The 14935-nt window shown below is 53.0% G+C and carries 15 protein-coding genes; 12 read left to right on the top strand and 3 right to left on the bottom strand.

Annotated features, from left to right (window positions below; translation table 11 throughout):
* Position 1: 1 nt before the first annotated feature.
* The 10 genes from I2G61_RS11840 (at position 2) to I2G61_RS11885 (ending at position 9580) form a co-directional block, all read left to right on the top strand.
* Positions 2–826 carry a triose-phosphate isomerase family protein gene (locus tag I2G61_RS11840; protein ID WP_072683117.1) on the top strand — a complete coding sequence of 275 codons (825 nt, stop codon included), beginning with the start codon at positions 2–4 and terminating at the stop codon, positions 824–826.
* On the top strand, positions 823–2271 hold the full coding sequence (locus tag I2G61_RS11845) for a lactate racemase domain-containing protein (protein WP_072683118.1): 1449 nt from the start codon (positions 823–825) through the stop codon (positions 2269–2271). Before I2G61_RS11840 ends, I2G61_RS11845 begins: the two co-directional genes overlap by 4 nt.
* Positions 2272–2363: 92 nt before the next feature.
* On the top strand, positions 2364–3461 hold the full coding sequence (locus I2G61_RS11850) for a class I mannose-6-phosphate isomerase (protein WP_072683119.1): 1098 nt from the start codon (positions 2364–2366) through the stop codon (positions 3459–3461).
* Positions 3461–3799, top strand: a complete 339-nt coding sequence (locus tag I2G61_RS11855) for a PTS fructose transporter subunit IIB (protein ID WP_072683284.1) — start codon at positions 3461–3463, stop codon at positions 3797–3799. The genes I2G61_RS11850 and I2G61_RS11855 overlap by 1 nt, the downstream gene beginning before the upstream one ends.
* Positions 3783–4874: a PTS fructose transporter subunit IIC gene (locus I2G61_RS11860; RefSeq protein ID WP_072683120.1), complete on the top strand. Its 1092-nt coding sequence runs from the start codon at positions 3783–3785 to the stop codon at positions 4872–4874. Before I2G61_RS11855 ends, I2G61_RS11860 begins: the two co-directional genes overlap by 17 nt.
* 5 nt (positions 4875–4879) lie before the next feature.
* Complete coding sequence (locus I2G61_RS11865; protein ID WP_072683121.1) at positions 4880–5740, top strand: ketose-bisphosphate aldolase; 861 nt, start codon at positions 4880–4882, stop codon at positions 5738–5740.
* Positions 5741–5826: 86 nt separating this feature from the next.
* Complete coding sequence (locus I2G61_RS11870) at positions 5827–7785, top strand: PRD domain-containing protein (protein ID WP_072683122.1); 1959 nt, start codon at positions 5827–5829, stop codon at positions 7783–7785.
* A 29-nt stretch (positions 7786–7814) separates the two neighbouring features.
* Positions 7815–8270, top strand: a complete 456-nt coding sequence (locus tag I2G61_RS11875; RefSeq protein ID WP_072683123.1) for a PTS sugar transporter subunit IIA — start codon at positions 7815–7817, stop codon at positions 8268–8270.
* Positions 8263–9126 carry a hypothetical protein gene (locus tag I2G61_RS11880; RefSeq protein WP_072683124.1) on the top strand — a complete coding sequence of 288 codons (864 nt, stop codon included), beginning with the start codon at positions 8263–8265 and terminating at the stop codon, positions 9124–9126. Before I2G61_RS11875 ends, I2G61_RS11880 begins: the two co-directional genes overlap by 8 nt.
* A 163-nt stretch (positions 9127–9289) precedes the next feature.
* Positions 9290–9580: a metallophosphoesterase gene (locus I2G61_RS11885; RefSeq protein ID WP_072683125.1), complete on the top strand. Its 291-nt coding sequence runs from the start codon at positions 9290–9292 to the stop codon at positions 9578–9580.
* A 3-nt stretch (positions 9581–9583) separates the two neighbouring features.
* Here the strand turns inward: I2G61_RS11885 and I2G61_RS11890 are convergent, their stop codons facing one another.
* Entirely contained in the window at positions 9584–10453 is an 870-nt protein-coding gene (locus tag I2G61_RS11890; protein WP_072683126.1) for a hypothetical protein, read from the bottom strand.
* Positions 10454–10586: 133 nt separating this feature from the next.
* Between I2G61_RS11890 and I2G61_RS11895 the strand changes: the two genes are divergently transcribed.
* Entirely contained in the window at positions 10587–11525 is a 939-nt protein-coding gene (locus I2G61_RS11895) for a LysR family transcriptional regulator (RefSeq protein ID WP_072683127.1), read from the top strand.
* Positions 11526–11611: 86 nt separating this feature from the next.
* Here I2G61_RS11895 and pepF read toward each other — a convergent pair whose 3' ends face one another.
* Positions 11612–13378, bottom strand: a complete 1767-nt coding sequence (gene pepF / locus I2G61_RS11900; RefSeq protein WP_072683128.1) for an oligoendopeptidase F — start codon at positions 13376–13378, stop codon at positions 11612–11614.
* 236 nt (positions 13379–13614) lie between these two features.
* Positions 13615–14373, bottom strand: a complete 759-nt coding sequence (locus I2G61_RS11905) for an SDR family NAD(P)-dependent oxidoreductase (RefSeq protein WP_072683129.1) — start codon at positions 14371–14373, stop codon at positions 13615–13617.
* Here I2G61_RS11905 and I2G61_RS11910 point away from each other — a divergent pair.
* A complete protein-coding gene (locus I2G61_RS11910; RefSeq protein WP_139248534.1) occupies positions 14345–14623 on the top strand; it encodes a hypothetical protein in 279 nt (92 codons plus the stop codon). The genes I2G61_RS11905 and I2G61_RS11910 overlap by 29 nt on opposite strands.
* The last annotated feature ends 312 nt before the right edge of the window (positions 14624–14935 follow it).

A 14935-nucleotide genomic window follows, 5' to 3' on the forward strand; every position in this document is an offset into this window, starting at 1 on the left:
CATGGATCATCTTTATGTGAATTTAAAACGTTTTGATATTTCGCCCCGCAGAGGCGGCGTCAATCGTCTGGCGCCGATGGATCAATGGGCAGCGACGATCATCCGTCAGGTAGAATCAGGATTCACGTTCACTTCCCAAACCGACGTGACGTTTTTCTTCCCGGAAGCTCATTTAATTCCGGCAGTGGCAGCGGCGAAGAAAATCCATGTCGGCGCGCAGGGCGTGTTGGGTCTTGATACGGAGGCCGGCGGAAATTTCGGAGCGTTTACGACGAGTCTGACCGCGAACGCCGCTGTGGAATTGGGCTGCCGGGCGGTGATGATCGGTCATGGCGAACAACGGGCAAAAGAACGCGCATTGTTGGAAGCGGCCGGCGTGGAAGCGGAAGACGCGATTTCCCGGACGTTGAATAAGGAAGTTCTGGCTGCGCAGAAAGCGGGACTGGACGTGCTGTTTTGCATCGGCGAGAGCGCCGCGCAGCGTCCGAAGTGGCAAAGCGTGCTGCAAACCCAGCTGGAAATCGGCCTGGCGGGCGCGGATCTGAAAAAAGTCGTGATCGCCTATGAGCCGCTGTGGAGCATCGGACCGGGGAAAATCCCGGCCTCGCCGGATGAGATTCGGGAAGCGGCCGTAAAAATTAAACAGGTGATTCCCGTTCCGGTCGTCTATGGGGGCGGTTTGAAGAAAACCAACGCGGCAGCGATCGCGCGGATTGCCCAAATCGACGGCGGGCTGATCGCTCTGACCCGTTTTGAAGGCGAGATCGGGTTTTACCCCGATGAATTTCTGGAAATCATGCAGGACTATCAGGAGGCGCGAAAATGAAAGTAGAATTGGAATACGGCCCGGGAACCATCTGGGCCGAACTGCCGGACACGACCGACATCTTTATCCCGGGCGTGACGGTGCCGGATCCGCCCCACATTCCGGAAGACCAGCTGGTACAGGCGACGCAGGACAGTCTGCTTCATCCGATCGGCATGCCGCCGTTAAGCGAGTTGGCTCATCCCGGCAGCCGCTGCGTCATCGTTTTTCCCGATCGGGTGAAAGGCGGGCAGCAGCCGACAAGTCATCGCAAGGTGGCGATCCGGCTGATCGTCGACGAACTGATCGCGGCAGGGGTTCGGCATCAGGATATCTTGTTGATCTGTTCCAATGGTCTGCACCGCAAGAATACCGAGCCGGAGCTGCGCGGGATCCTCGGCCCGGAACTGTTTGGAGAATTCTGGGGGACGGGGCAAATTCTGAATCACGACTCGGAAGATTATGAACATCTGGTCGATCTGGGGAAAACCGAACAGGGCGATCCGGTCATCATGAACAAATATGTTTACGACGCGGATGTCGCAATTCTGATCGGCCATGTCCAGGGCAACCCCTACGGCGGTTATTCCGGCTGCTACAAACACTCGGCCACCGGGATCACGCACTGGCGTTCGATCGCTTCGCATCATGTCCCATCCGTCATGCACCGGGCTGATTTCACGCCGGTCAGCGGCCACAGCCTGATGCGTGATAAATTCAATCAGATCAGCATGACGATGGAAGAGCGGATGGGGAAGAAATTCTTCTGCTGCGACGCCGTGCTGGACACGCAGTCCCGGCAGATCGCGATCTTTTCCGGCTATGCGAAAGAAATGATGCCGTTAAGCTGGAAGGTCGCTGATCGGCGAACCTATGTGCCGTGGGCGGAAAAGAAATACGATGTGCTGATTTTCGGGGCGCCGCAGTTTTTCCACTATGGCGAGGGAATGGGCACGAACCCGATCATGTTGATGCAGGCGATCTCCGCGCAGGTGATCCGGCTGAAACGCATCATGAGCGACCGCTGCGTGATCATCTGCCAGAGTCTGTGCAACGGGTATTTCCACGATGAGCTGTGGCCGTATACGCGCGAGATGTTTGAGATGTTCCAGCACGATCAGATGAATACGCTGCCGGACATGAACCGGGTTGGGGAATATTTTGCGACAAACGCGGAATACATCCGGCGTTATCGGTTTGCCAACGCCTTCCATCCCTTCCACGGGTTCAGTATGATCTCATGCGCGCATATCGCCGAGATGAACACCGCGGCAATTTATATCACCGGAGCGATGGAACCCGGCTACGCCCGTGCGATGGGCATGAAAACCCGCGCTACTGTGGAGGAAGCGCTGGCCGATGCCCAACAGAAATATGTCGGCGGGCATCCCAACATTCTGGCGCTGCCGCTGACCTTTAAGACCAGCGCCGTCCACCTGATGATGAAGGATCAGCACCTTGATTAACCAGCGGCCCCTTCCCATCCGCAGCCATCAGAAAAATAAATGACATCTGTCTCAGGCAGAGTGACGAAAGGTTGAAAGAAAGAAGGAAAATTATGAGTGAAGCTTCCTCAAGAATCTGGATTTTTGATCATGATCGAATCACCCGTCCGTATATCGGCGGCACGCTGTTAAATCAATGGCGGAGAATGGAACCCGCTGAAAACAATCATCAATGTGAAGAATTGCTGGTCACCTCGATCGGCGCAATCTCATCGGGACATGGCGAGGGTTATGCGATCAGCCGCACAATCGCGGCGCAGGGCGGCAAACGGCTGGACGCGATCATCGCGGAAGATCCTTCCGGCGTGCTTGGCCCGCGCAGTCAGAAACGGCTGCCCAATCAGCTCGGCGTGCTGGCGCGCGCCGGCGATACGATCGTCCGGCTGGTGCTTCAATGCCATCCGCACAAGGAAGACGCCGCGCGTTATTTTCACAGCCCCTGCGGCAAGACCGAAGCCTGGTACATCGCCCGCACGCAGACCGTGAACGGGCAGCCCAGCTGCATATATGCCGGCTTTTTGCCGGGAGTTACCGCCGCCCTGTGGAAATCTCTGTTTGAAAAGCAGGACGTCGCGGCGATGGTGAGTTGCCTGCACAAAATTGAAGTGAAGCAGGGCGACGTCATTCTGATCCCGGCGGGGATGCCGCATGCCGTGGGGCCGGGCTGTCTGTTTCTGGAAATCCACGAATGCAGCGATATCACAATCCGCGTGGAACGGCAGGTCAACGGCGTGACGTTAACAGATGAGGAAATGTTCAACGGTCTGGATGGCGAACATGGCCTCGGACTGTTTGATATGACGACCTATACGGAAGACGAAATCCGCCGGCGGGTGATTATGCATCCGAAGGCGGAAGTCCTCCAGGGCGCAAGCCGATCGGTCATGATGATTGATGAGACCGATACCGACGCCTTCGGGATGCAGATCGTCGAGGTTCATGGGGAATATACACTGGCCAATACCGACGAACACCGGCTGTGCGTGCCGATTGACGGCGACGTCAAACTGACAACGCCGCAGGAAAGCGTCACCCTCACTCAGGGCTGGGGCGCCCTGATCCCGGCGGAATGCTCCTCGGTTACATTACAGGCAGAAACGGCGCGGGTCCTGATCGGACTTCCGGCCGTGATAAAGGAGGAATCAAAATGATGAAGATCGTTGGCGTGGCCGCCTGTACGGCGGGGATCGCCCACACCTACATCGCCCGTGAAAAGCTGATGAAAAGCGCGCAGCTCCGCGGACACCAAATCCATTGCGAAACGCAGGGAACAATCGGCGTTGAGCATGAGTTGACGCCCGAGGACATCAAAGCTGCGGATGTCGTGATTCTGGCGATCGACGTGGCAATTACCGGGATGGAACGCTTCAAGGGGAAGAAAGTCGTTAAAGTCGATACGTCGACCTTAATCAAAAACCCGATCGCCTTGATCCAGAAAGTAGAAAAAGCCATAGAGAAAGAGGGAACTTCGCATGAAAAAAACGTTTAGAGAAATGAAACAGCACATTCTTACCGGCATCAGTTATTTTATTCCGCTCGTTGTCGCCGCCGGTTTAACGATGGCGATCGGCCGTCTGATCGCAGGCCAGAGCGTCGCCAACCTCGGTGAAAGCGGGATCGGCTATTGGCTGTATCAGACCGGCAATCTGGGCATGCAGCTGATGGTCCCGATGCTGTGCGCGTACATCGCCTTCAGCGTCGCCGGCCGTCCGGCGTTAGCGCCGGGCTTCATCATCGGTTATGTCGCGAATAATATCAAAGCTGGGTTTATCGGCGGTATGATCGGCGGCCTGTTGGTCGGTTATCTGGTCGTCCTGATCAAAAAGTATATCAAGCTGCCGAAATCGCTGGAAGGCATCATGCCGGTCATTATCATTCCGTTTTTATCCACAGCGGCTGCCGGGCTGCTGATGTACGGCGTGCTCGTCGGTCCGATTACCTGGCTGACCAATCTGTTAACCACATTCCTGACCTCGCTGTCGGAAGGCTCGCGGTTTATTTACGGCGCGGCGCTGGGCAGTATGGCGACGTTTGACTTCGGCGGTCCGGTCAACAAGGTCGCGACAGCGTTTGCCAACGCGTTGTATACCGACGGGATTCGCGACGCGAAGACCGTGCAGATCATCGCTTCGATGATTCCGCCGTTTGGGATCGCGATCTCCTGTCTGTTAACCCCGAAAAAATATACCCGCAATGAAAAAGAAACCCTGAAATCCGCGGTGCCGATGGGCTGCGTCATGATCACTGAAGGCGTCATTCCGATTGCCGCGCGGGATCTGGTTCGAGTTGTCGTTTCCTGCGTTGTCGGTTCGGCGGTCGCCGGCGGCTTGTCGATGATGTGGGGTGTTTCTTCCGAACTGCTCAACGGCGGCTTCATCGCATTCCCATTCTTCAGCGATCCGATGAAAGGGTTGATCTGTCTGGCGATCGGCAGCGTGATTACCGGCGTTGTGCTTTCCTTCTTAAAGCGTCCGGTCAGCGCGGCGGATGAAACCGGCGAGGATCTGGGGCATGAAATTTCTGAAGACGAACTGGATGAAATCTCCTTCGTCAACGTGGAGTAATCACCATGTTGATCACATTGAAAGAAATGCTGGCGAAAGCCAGAGAAGAACAGTTTGCTGTCGGAGCCTTTAATACGACCGATCTGAATCTGGTTCGGGCTGTGATCGAGGAAGCTGAAGCGACGCAGTCGCCGGCGATTCTGCAATTTGCGCCGGGAGAGTTTAACTTCGCCACGCCGGAATTCTTTGCCTATGTAACCCTGCGGATGCGCAACAGTGACGTTCCCTTTGCTTTGCATCTGGACCATGGCAAGACGGCGGAGGATTGCCTGCGGGCGATCCAGGCCGGATTTACTTCGGTGATGATCGACGGTTCCCAGCTTCCATTTGAAGAAAATATGCGGCTGACCCGGCAGGTTGCTGAACTGGCTCATGCCTGCGGCGTATCCGTGGAAGGCGAAATCGGAACGATCGGCGCGATGAGCACCTCGGACGAGGGCGGCGTGGAAAACATCACCTATACCAATCCGGAAGATGTAGTGAAGTTTGTTGAAGGCACAGGCGTGGACGCTCTGGCTATCGCGATCGGTACAGCTCATGGTTTATATCCCAAAGGCTTTGTCCCGAAGCTGCAGCTTGAGCTGCTGAAGCAAATTCATCAAGTCGCACCGGTTCCGCTGGTTTTGCACGGCGGCAGCGACAATCCGGATGAAGAAATCCGTCAGGCCTGCGCGATCGGAATTCAGAAAGTCAACATTTCCAGCGATATTAAGCAGACCTTCTTCCGCACCCTGCAGGCAACGCTGGATGAAACCCATGGTTTTCTGCCGCCGAAGATGTATGGCCCGGCAATCGCCCAAACCCGCAGCACCGTCCACGCAAAAATGGAACTTTTCGGTTCGCTGGGCAAAGCGTCCTTCTATTAAATCAGATACATAGCCAGGGCACACCGCTTGACAAAGAGGAGGATGCAGGAACACGATGAGAAAGAAAACGACAAAGAGGTGACGCGATGAGGATGAAGGCGAATAAAAAAAACCGGATCAAGCATCAGATCCTGCAGATTCTGCTGGAAAACGAATGGTTTTCAGCCTCCTCCATCGCCCGTTTGTTAAACCTCTCGGAAAAGAACGTCCGCGGCAAGATCGACGAACTGAACGATGTGCTCCGGCAGAAGAATCTCGGTGAAATCATCAAGGTGCCGGGGAAGGGCAGTCTGTTGAAAGCTGACAGCGAACAACGCAAGGCCCTTTCCAGTCTGTATGGTTCCTATGAGGTGGAAGATATCGTCAATGGCGAATACCGGCTGTATGTCTATCTGCGGATCCTGTTGTCCCGCTTCGGCCATCGGCTGACCGTCGCTGAATTGAGCGAGCTGACCTATGATTCCCTGCCCGTCTGCAAGAAAAACCTGGAAACCTGCGCGCAATGGCTGAAAATGTTTTCGATTGATCTGTCCGTGCGGCGCAATTACGGGATAGATTTAGAAGGGCAGGAGGTCAGCTGCCGGCTGGCGATCAAACATCTGGTGATCAACGACAAGGCCCATTCGATTGAAGCGAATATCCGCTATTTTGCCAAGGGCATCAATCTGGAGCTGCTTTCCGAATGTATCGACGCTGTTGAAAAATCGTGGAATTTCAGTTTTACCGAGGAATCCTACAACAGTATTCTGTTGTTTGCGGCGCTGGCGGTCACCCGTTCGGATATGGGACTGCTTCAGCTGAAACAGGAAGAAAAAGACATCGTCGTCAAATATAACGAATATGAGCTGTCCCAATCGTTGTTTAAACAGATTGAGGAAAAGTTTATGATCCGGATCGACGACGAGGAAGTGAAATACTTTGCGATTCAGCTGCTCTGTTCGCAGATGATCCACAACGGTGCGGCCGATCTGGAATACGGCGTGCGGGATTACGATAAGAAAATCAAAGAATTTGTTCAGCGGATTATTTCAGTCGTTTCCAATATCATGAACGTCGATCTGACAATGGATCACGAGCTGTATTACGGCTTGTTGAATCACATTCGCCCCGCCGTCTTCCGCATGAAATTTGAGAAGCACTCCACCGCCAATCTGACCAGCTTTATCCAGGAGGAATACCGCAAGACCTACCGCGTGTCGTGGGCGTTGAGCATCCTGTTTGAGGAGTATTACGGAATCCAGATTTCTTCGACGGAGCTGAGCTATATTACTTTATATATTCAGGCTTCTCTGGACCGGCTGGAACCGCCGCTGACGATTCTGCTGATCACGGAGCTGGGCATGGGCCTGAATCAGATGTTCTGCAACAAGATCAAGCTGGCAATTCCGAAGATCAAGGAAATCAAAATCCTGAGCCTGCACGATCTGGACGTCGGCGAGCTGGCGGGCTATGATCTGATCATTTCCACTTCGGCGCTGCCGGTGCAGGACGAGCGGATCGTTTATATCGAATCGCTGCTGAGCGGGCATGGCATTGAAGAATTGAAAGAGAAGATCGAATATTTAAAGAAGACGAAAATTAACCAGAAATCACATTTCGATGTCTCCTGCCATACGCTGTTTGATCCGCGGCTGATTTTGATCCATCCCGCAGCCCGGGATAAAAAGGAATTGCTGCGGAAGATGACAGACCGGCTGCTGGCGTGCGGAGCAGTCAGCGAGAAATATCTGGGCACGGTGCTGGAACGGGAAGGCGCTGTGTCAACCTGCATCGGCAACGGCGTCGCGATTCCGCATGGATATGCGAATTATGTCAATCAGTCGCGGGTGGTCGTGGCTGTGCTGAAAGATGCGATGCAATGGAATGAGGAAGAACAGGTGCGGCTGGTTTTCCTGCTGGGACTTCGGGTCAACACCCGTTACGAATCGGAAAAGACCCAGTTGTTTTACAAGAGTTTTTTGGAAATGATTGATACCGAACAGGACGTCAGTGAACTTTGCCGCCTTTCCCAAGAAGAACTCTCTTTCCCAAGAAGAACTCTATAAATTTTTAGTTCGATAACAGGAGGAACACCATGGAATTGGAGAATGTTTTAGATGAAAAAATTATGACGGTTTCGCTGAAAGCCGCCGATAAAGACGACGCGCTGAAGCAGATGGCCCGGCAGTTGAAGGAAAATGGTTATATTGCGGATGTCGAAGCGTTTGTCGCGGATATTTACAAGCGGGAAAAAGAGGGGATCACGGGGATTGGCAACGGCGTCGCGATCCCCCATGGCAAAAGCGACAGTGTGTCCCGGATCGGCGTTGCCGTCGCCAACCTTGAACACCCGATCAAATGGGAAACGCTGGATGGCAAACCGATCGAAACGATCTTCCTGTTTTGCGTCAGCAACGATCAGAATTTTGCCCGCAATCACATGATCCTGCTTTCCCGGCTTGCCGCCAAGCTGGCGGATGATGAGCTGCTGGATAAAATCAAGCAGGCCCGGTGTCCGCGTCAGATCAGGGAATATCTGCTTCATGGCTGAGGTGGAAAGGGAGGCAATCCGGCTGACTCAGGGATCAATGGAAGCGATGATTCACCCCGGACGGGGCGCATTGATCAGCTCGCTGATGTGGGCGGGACGGGAGTGTCTGCACCGTTTGCCGGAGAACATCGCTTCCAGCGAACGTCCGCGGTGCGGAATTCCGGTCATGTTCCCTTATTATGGGAATCCCGGCGGCGGTGTCCTTAAATTAAAAGGCCGGGAATATCCGGCGGGACTTCATGGTTTTCTTCATTCATTTCCCTGGACCGTAGAGGATTTAAAAGTGAATCAGGCAATACTGCGCATGGACAGTGATGAAGAATTGGCCGGACGTTATCCGTATGCTTTTCATGCCCGGATGACGATTACGCTGACGGATGAGGGCTTGATTTCCACAGTGGAGATTACCAATGACTCCTCAGAAGTCATGCCCTGTGATTTGGGGATGCATCCGTTTTTCCTGATTGAGGATTATGATGCGCTGACGCTTGTCGCTCACCCTGAAAGAATGGAAGATGCTGCAACGGGAATCCCGCTGGATCATCTGAAGAAAGCCAGTGTTTTGGCACAGGGGTGCTTTTTGAGCCATTGTCCGATGATTGCGGTGGAGGATCCCCTGCGGAATCAGCGGATGGAACTGCGATTGGAAAAAGGATATCGGAATCTGATGGTGTGGTCCGGCGACGCGCATCGTTTCCTGGTGCTGGAACCGCTGACGGGACCGTTGGATGGCATCAATCAGAAGCAGGCCGGACTGAATCTGGCGCCCCGGGCAAGCGCCAAGATGACCTGGTCGCTGCGGTTGAGCCGATTGAAGCCGGAAACCGCTGCGGATTGCCCCAACGGCATGGAATGAGAACAGAACCCCAATGAGGTTGGAAAAAAGCCGGATGATGCACTGATCAAGGCAGAGTCCCATCGGCTTTTTTATGATTTTATTTCCGAACGTTCTTTAAAAATGATAAACTGAAATCAGAGAAAGATTTCTAACGTTAATTAGAACAGAAGCGGAACAAAGAATGAAAATAGCGGTACTCAGCGATATCCATGGGGACTTTGACAAGCTGAAGATGATCCTTGATCAGATTCAAGGAGCGGATAAGCTCGTCTTGTTAGGGGATTTGGATGCCGGGGGAGATTTTCCTTCCGCTCGCCGGATATTCCCAAATCAGAAAAAGCTGGAATCTATGAAAGAGTATACTTTCCGATTCCAGCTCATTTTTTCTCTGCGCGGTTGCTTCGATGGTTGTTCTTGCAGGAAGAAACAACAAAATGGGAAGTCCGCAGCGGCAGCGCAAGTTACCGGTTAAACCTTATTCAAAAGCCTTTTGCCAGGCAGCGTAGTACATTCCGATATAGTTTTCGTATTCCGTCGCCGTGGCGCCGGTAACAACGTCGCCAACCAGTCCGACATTATCTTCATTTCTGCCGAATTCTCCTTCCGGGAACTGATTTTCAATGCAGAAATCGCCGATCTTTTTCAGGTTGCCGCTCCAGCCCAGTTCGCCGCCTTCAATGCCATAGCCCGTGCCGACTGCGGTCCAGTGTCCGATCAACGTCTTAAACCGGGACTGCGTTTTATCCAGATGTACGCCGTCTTTCCGATCCAGCGTGTAGGTCGCGCAATCTTCGATCGGATTTCCCTCTTCATCCAGACACCAGTAGTTGCCGGCTGCCAGCTGTTCCATATACCAGGCCGCTAAATCTTCGTTCAAGATCTCCTTGCTGAAATCCTTGATTTGATCATTGCTGTAAATCGGCATGCCGGTTCCGTCCCCTTCGCCGGTCAGGATGATGGCCTCATCCCCAGTTCCTAATTGGACTTGTCTGGCATAATACCCCTTTGCACCCGTGACGGCTACACCGGGGATGTAGTTGCTTTCATCCATGCCGGCAATTTCTTCTTCGGTGAACGTCGCCCAATGATCCGGCAGATGACATTCCTCAAATGTGTAACCGGTCGCTTTACCCTCTTTTACCGTCACGGTCGCTGTGGCCAGGTAAGCCGGGTGATCGTAATACGTCATGTACGAAGTGTAGCTGCCATCCTTTGGCTGTTTCACCTCTTCCGCCGGAACAGTCGGCTCCGGGGTTGTTGTGGTTTCCGGCGCTTTCGTTGTCGCGCAAGCGGCCAGAGAGAACGCCGTCATGCAAGCGGCGATCATCATCAATCCTTTCTTCATTTCTTCTTTCCTCCTTGTATGCTTCATTATAGTGAAAGAATGAACGAATGACGCAAACAAAGCGTTGAACTGATCATCAACTATTTGTTACAATAGTGGTAGCGCAGAATGTCTGCCGCGGGAGGGTTTTGCCATGAATCTGGAACAGCTGAAATATTTTATCGACGTGTGCGAAACCGGCAATATGACTCAAAGCGCCAAAAAATTCTATATCTCTCCGCAGGGTCTGAATAAAAGCCTGCGATCGCTGCAGAAGGAGCTGGATGTCGACTTGTTGATCTTTCAGCAGCGCAAAACGGAAATGACCGAGGAAGGACGGCTCTATTACACGCAGATCAAGGATCTTGTGCGGCAGCTGGAACAGATCAACGACGATATCCGCCGGAATTCCGATAAGACGCTGAGCGTGGCAATCTCAAGCAATACCTATGCGATGGTGCAGGGACTGCTGGAACAATTTGAGCGCACGGAGCCTGAGGTTCGGGTGATTCTCAGCGAGTACTCGGATAAAATCGTTGAGGAAAAACTGCTGCGGCAGGAAGTCGACGCCGCCTTCATCACCGGTCCGATCTTCACCAGCGAACTGCAGAACGTCCGGCTGTTTGAGGCGTATAACGAATTATGCGTGCCGCGGGGACATCGGCTCGCTTCGCACAGCTTCGTCACCTTTCACGATCTGGTCAACGAACCTTTTTTAACCTTAAACGAAAGTTATAAAATCTACGATTGTTACAACGTCCACATGCGGATGGCCAATGCCGCGCCGCGGATTGTGTACTGCGGCTGCGATCTGGAAGCAATCCGCCGGCTGGTCGAGGAAGGCAGAGGGCTGGCGATCAGCAATCCTCAGTTTCCGATCGAAAGCGAAAAGATCGTCAAAATTCCGATGCGCAACAAGAATCCATGGCAGCTCAGCGTGGCGATACCGCTGCGGCCGCAAAGCCGGATCGCCGAACGGTTTTTCCAGATCGTGCAGAAAGCCGCGCTGCCGTTAAATAAGAAACTGCCGCTGTCTTCTGCCATCGCGCCGGCCAGCTTCCCGGCATCCGAGGATCAGATTCAGGCGGAATAAAAAGAGAAGATTAAAAAATCCTGCTTCGCTCGGAGTCTGCCGGGCAAAAGCAGGATTTTTGTTGTGCCGAAAGCACGTGGGGAAATTCAGATTTCCCGCATCAGCTTTTCAAACTGATCCAGCGTTTCTTCAAAATAGCGGAACGCGTCGTCATAGACCTGTTCGCCGCGCGGATCCGCGCCGGCTTCAACCAGCTGATCAATCGGAGCGCAGCTGCCTCCGCGTGTTAAAAAGCGCAGGTAAGCTTCCGTTTCTCCTCTGAGAATCCGGGAAGCGAAGGATAAGGCGACGGACATGCCGATCGTGTATTTATAAACGTAGAAGTTGTAATAGAAATGCGGAACGGAATAGCATTTGTATTTTTCCAGTTCATGCACGGTGACGGATGGACCATAGTAGTCCTGATTCAGTTTGTAATAATAATCTGTCAAATCGGAGGAAGACAGAGCCTGCCCGGCTTCCAGCTGCTCGTGCAGCCATGCTTCAAACTGGGCGAACATCGGCTGACGGTACAGCGTTCCGACCAGCTGCTCCAGCATGTTGTACAGCAGTGAAGCCTTCATTTTCGGATCGTCGCTGTTTTGCAGCATGTACTGGTTCAGCAAGACTTCGTTGACCGTGGAAGCAACCTCCGCGACAAAGATGCGGTAATCCGCCAATAACGGCCGATTGGCCCGGTGGGAGAAGAACGAATGCATCGAATGGCCCAGCTCATGCGCCAGCGTGCTTAAGGAATCATAACCGCCGGTGAAGTTGGTCAGGACAAACGGATTGGAATCGTAGGTGCCCCAGGAATACGCACCTCCGCGCTTGCCCTGATGCGGATAATAGTCGATCCAGCGCTCAGCCCGCGCCCGTTTTAATAAAGCCTGATATTCTTCGCCTAACGGCGCTAACGCCTGATCCAGAATTTCAAAGCACTGATCAAGATCATAATGTGCATCGACAGCCTGAACTAACGGGACGTTCAAATCATAACTGGTGCAGTCATCCAGTCCCATGATCTTCTTTTTTAATTCGTTATAACGCCAGAAAGTTTTGTGATATCTGGTGTTGGCCATGTCCAGTACCTGATTAAACAGCGGAACATCCGCGCCGTCCTCAAACAGGCTTGCTTCCAGCGCGCTGGAGAAATGATGCAGCTTCGCCTGGAGCACCTGTCCCTGAGCGTGGCCGATCAAGGTCGAACAGAAAACGTTCTGATGCCGGCGGTATTCTTCATAGAAATGCTCAAACGCCTGCCTGCGGATTTCTCTGTCCGGATTGTGAAGCAGCTGGTTCATGATCGCCTGATTTAAGAATTCCTCTTTTCCGTCGATCATCACCGGTTTAAATTCCGGTACGAACGCTTTGAATGTTTTCTGCGGATTCTGAAACAGATCGCTCATCTGCGCCAGCAGCTGCTCGGTCTGAGCGTTCGGACGATGCGGGATGGTGCGGAACGTTTCTTCCATCGGATAGCGGTAATCTGCGCAGTCTTCCGCGTTCAGATACGTTTCGATCACATTGCGATGCTCGATCAGTTCCTGATCGACAAAGGTTGTCGCCGCTGCGGCCTGATTGACAAAAGTGACCGACTTGGCCAGATTCTGCTGGACCTGCGGATCCTCCGGTTCCACGTCGGCGCGCATCTGGGCATAAACCGTCAGATTTTCGCACTGCCGCTGCAGTTCCTCCTGTCTGTCCATAAAGCTGCGGAAGCTTTCACGGGACTCCGTGATGTGTCCCTGTGCCTGCGTGATCTGGTTCAGCAGCTGTTTCGCATGTTTTAGAGCGGCGTCAAACTGGGCCTGATCGGCGAACAATCCGCTCAGATCCCAGGTATCTTCAATTCGAATTTCTTTTCTTTCCATGTTGGATATCACCTCTGCCTTCCATTGTATCATTAATTCCTGATTTTCCCATTTCTTCCTTTCGACAAAAAGAAAAAAATTCCGTTTTCTTCCGGAACTTTTCTCGGATTCAAATGTTCGCTGACTCATAAACGCGGATGGGAAAGTCAGCGGTGCTTTTCGCTTTGTGGGGAGAACGTTTTTTTTGGTAATTCAGGGAAAGGAAACCCTGAGCGCAGGCTGTGCTATCCGGCAGATTAAGAGTGCATGTGCAGACCGCCGTCCAGCATGAAGCTCTGACCGTTGAGATAAGCGGAATCGTCAGAGGCCAAAAAGGCGATAATCGGTCCGCAGTCCTCTTCCGTTGTGCCGATGCGATGCAGCGGAGACTGGCGTTCCAGCGACTTCAAGGCCGCCGGTTGGGTGGTGCGGAACGTCTCGGTCGAAATGATCGGCAGGAAGACGTTGGAGGTAATCCCATACTGCCCCCATTCCCGGGCGGCTGTGCGGGTGATCGCACGGATGGCTTCCTTTGCCATGCCGTAAGCACCGAAACCCTCGTTGCCGTCAACACCGGCAGCCGAGGCGGTGTTGATGATCCGGCCCCAGTGGTTTTCCTTCATGTAAGGATAGCACAGCTGCATGAATTTCAGACTGGCCAGCGGTCCGGTCTTGTAAGCGAGTAAGGCATAATCGCTGTCGATATCGGGAATTGCCCGGTACAGCATCGCGCCCTGAGCGCAGTTGACAAGAATGTGAATGGTGTGAAAGCGGGCGATTGTTGCTTCGATGGCCCGGTGGATCTGGGCGTCGTCGACAACGTCGCAGGCGACCGTCATCACTTCGCCTTCGTTATCCCGATTTTCAATTTCGCGGCGAATCTCGTCGAGTTTTTCCTGACGGCGGGCACAGAGGACGACGGAAGCCCCATGCGCGGCTAAGACCTTCGCGATCCCCGCGCCGACCCCGGAGCTGGCCCCGGTGACGATGGCAATTTTACCAGAGAGTTTACCCATAAATCTCACCTTCCTTTATTTTAGTATAGCACTAACTCGTGAGGAAAGAGCAGAATTTAACAAAGTATTGCTTTCACAAAGCGCTCTGAGGGAAAAACCAAAGACAGCGGACTATGAAATTCAGAAATCAATTTTTTCAGAGAGCTTGCAGCTGTGCGATAGCCTTGCGGTGGAGCGCTTGCGCCACTGTGCTCCGCTGCTTCTACAAACTGCCGGAAAAGACGCTCGCCGCTCTTGGGGACAAGCATAAAATCTGAGTTTCTTCGAATGGGGGAAGTGATGAAACGTCCCGGGGTCAATCTGCCGAGCGAGGCCGAATTGCGATAATCAAACGGCGGCTGCCGTATTTTTGGATCAAGGCGAGACAGGTTTGTTTGCGCTGTTGGGCCGGCACTCCCACTGAGGTTCTAAAGAAGATTTCAGACATGGACAATGCCTCGATTCGTTATAAAACAGACTGTTTCTTATGTTCGTTTAAAAGGATATCTCCAGAAATTTCTGCGCTTACGCGCGCTGATCAATTTGGCAAAAGCAATCATACAGACTTCGCGAAGCCGGCAGA

This window comes from Holdemania sp. 1001095H_141210_F2, from assembly GCF_015558105.1.
Lineage (GTDB): Bacteria > Bacillota_I > Bacilli_A > Erysipelotrichales > Erysipelotrichaceae > Holdemania.

Excerpts from the sequence above, each read along its gene's own strand:
- I2G61_RS11885 (WP_072683125.1), top strand. The coding sequence starts at position 9,290 with ATGAAAATAGCGGTACTCAGCGATATCCATGGGGACTTTGACAAGCTG.
- I2G61_RS11905 (WP_072683129.1), bottom strand. The coding sequence starts at position 14,373 with ATGGGTAAACTCTCTGGTAAAATTGCCATCGTCACCGGGGCCAGCTCC.
- I2G61_RS11865 (WP_072683121.1), top strand. The coding sequence starts at position 4,880 with ATGTTGATCACATTGAAAGAAATGCTGGCGAAAGCCAGAGAAGAACAG.
- I2G61_RS11850 (WP_072683119.1), top strand. The coding sequence starts at position 2,364 with ATGAGTGAAGCTTCCTCAAGAATCTGGATTTTTGATCATGATCGAATC.
- I2G61_RS11855 (WP_072683284.1), top strand. The coding sequence starts at position 3,461 with ATGAAGATCGTTGGCGTGGCCGCCTGTACGGCGGGGATCGCCCACACC.
- I2G61_RS11895 (WP_072683127.1), top strand. The coding sequence starts at position 10,587 with ATGAATCTGGAACAGCTGAAATATTTTATCGACGTGTGCGAAACCGGC.
- I2G61_RS11870 (WP_072683122.1), top strand. The coding sequence starts at position 5,827 with ATGAGGATGAAGGCGAATAAAAAAAACCGGATCAAGCATCAGATCCTG.
- I2G61_RS11875 (WP_072683123.1), top strand. The coding sequence starts at position 7,815 with ATGGAATTGGAGAATGTTTTAGATGAAAAAATTATGACGGTTTCGCTG.
- I2G61_RS11890 (WP_072683126.1), bottom strand. The coding sequence starts at position 10,453 with ATGAAGAAAGGATTGATGATGATCGCCGCTTGCATGACGGCGTTCTCT.
- I2G61_RS11910 (WP_139248534.1), top strand. The coding sequence starts at position 14,345 with ATGGCAATTTTACCAGAGAGTTTACCCATAAATCTCACCTTCCTTTAT.
- I2G61_RS11840 (WP_072683117.1), top strand. The coding sequence starts at position 2 with ATGGATCATCTTTATGTGAATTTAAAACGTTTTGATATTTCGCCCCGC.
- pepF (WP_072683128.1), bottom strand. The coding sequence starts at position 13,378 with ATGGAAAGAAAAGAAATTCGAATTGAAGATACCTGGGATCTGAGCGGA.
- I2G61_RS11880 (WP_072683124.1), top strand. The coding sequence starts at position 8,263 with ATGGCTGAGGTGGAAAGGGAGGCAATCCGGCTGACTCAGGGATCAATG.
- I2G61_RS11845 (WP_072683118.1), top strand. The coding sequence starts at position 823 with ATGAAAGTAGAATTGGAATACGGCCCGGGAACCATCTGGGCCGAACTG.
- I2G61_RS11860 (WP_072683120.1), top strand. The coding sequence starts at position 3,783 with ATGAAAAAAACGTTTAGAGAAATGAAACAGCACATTCTTACCGGCATC.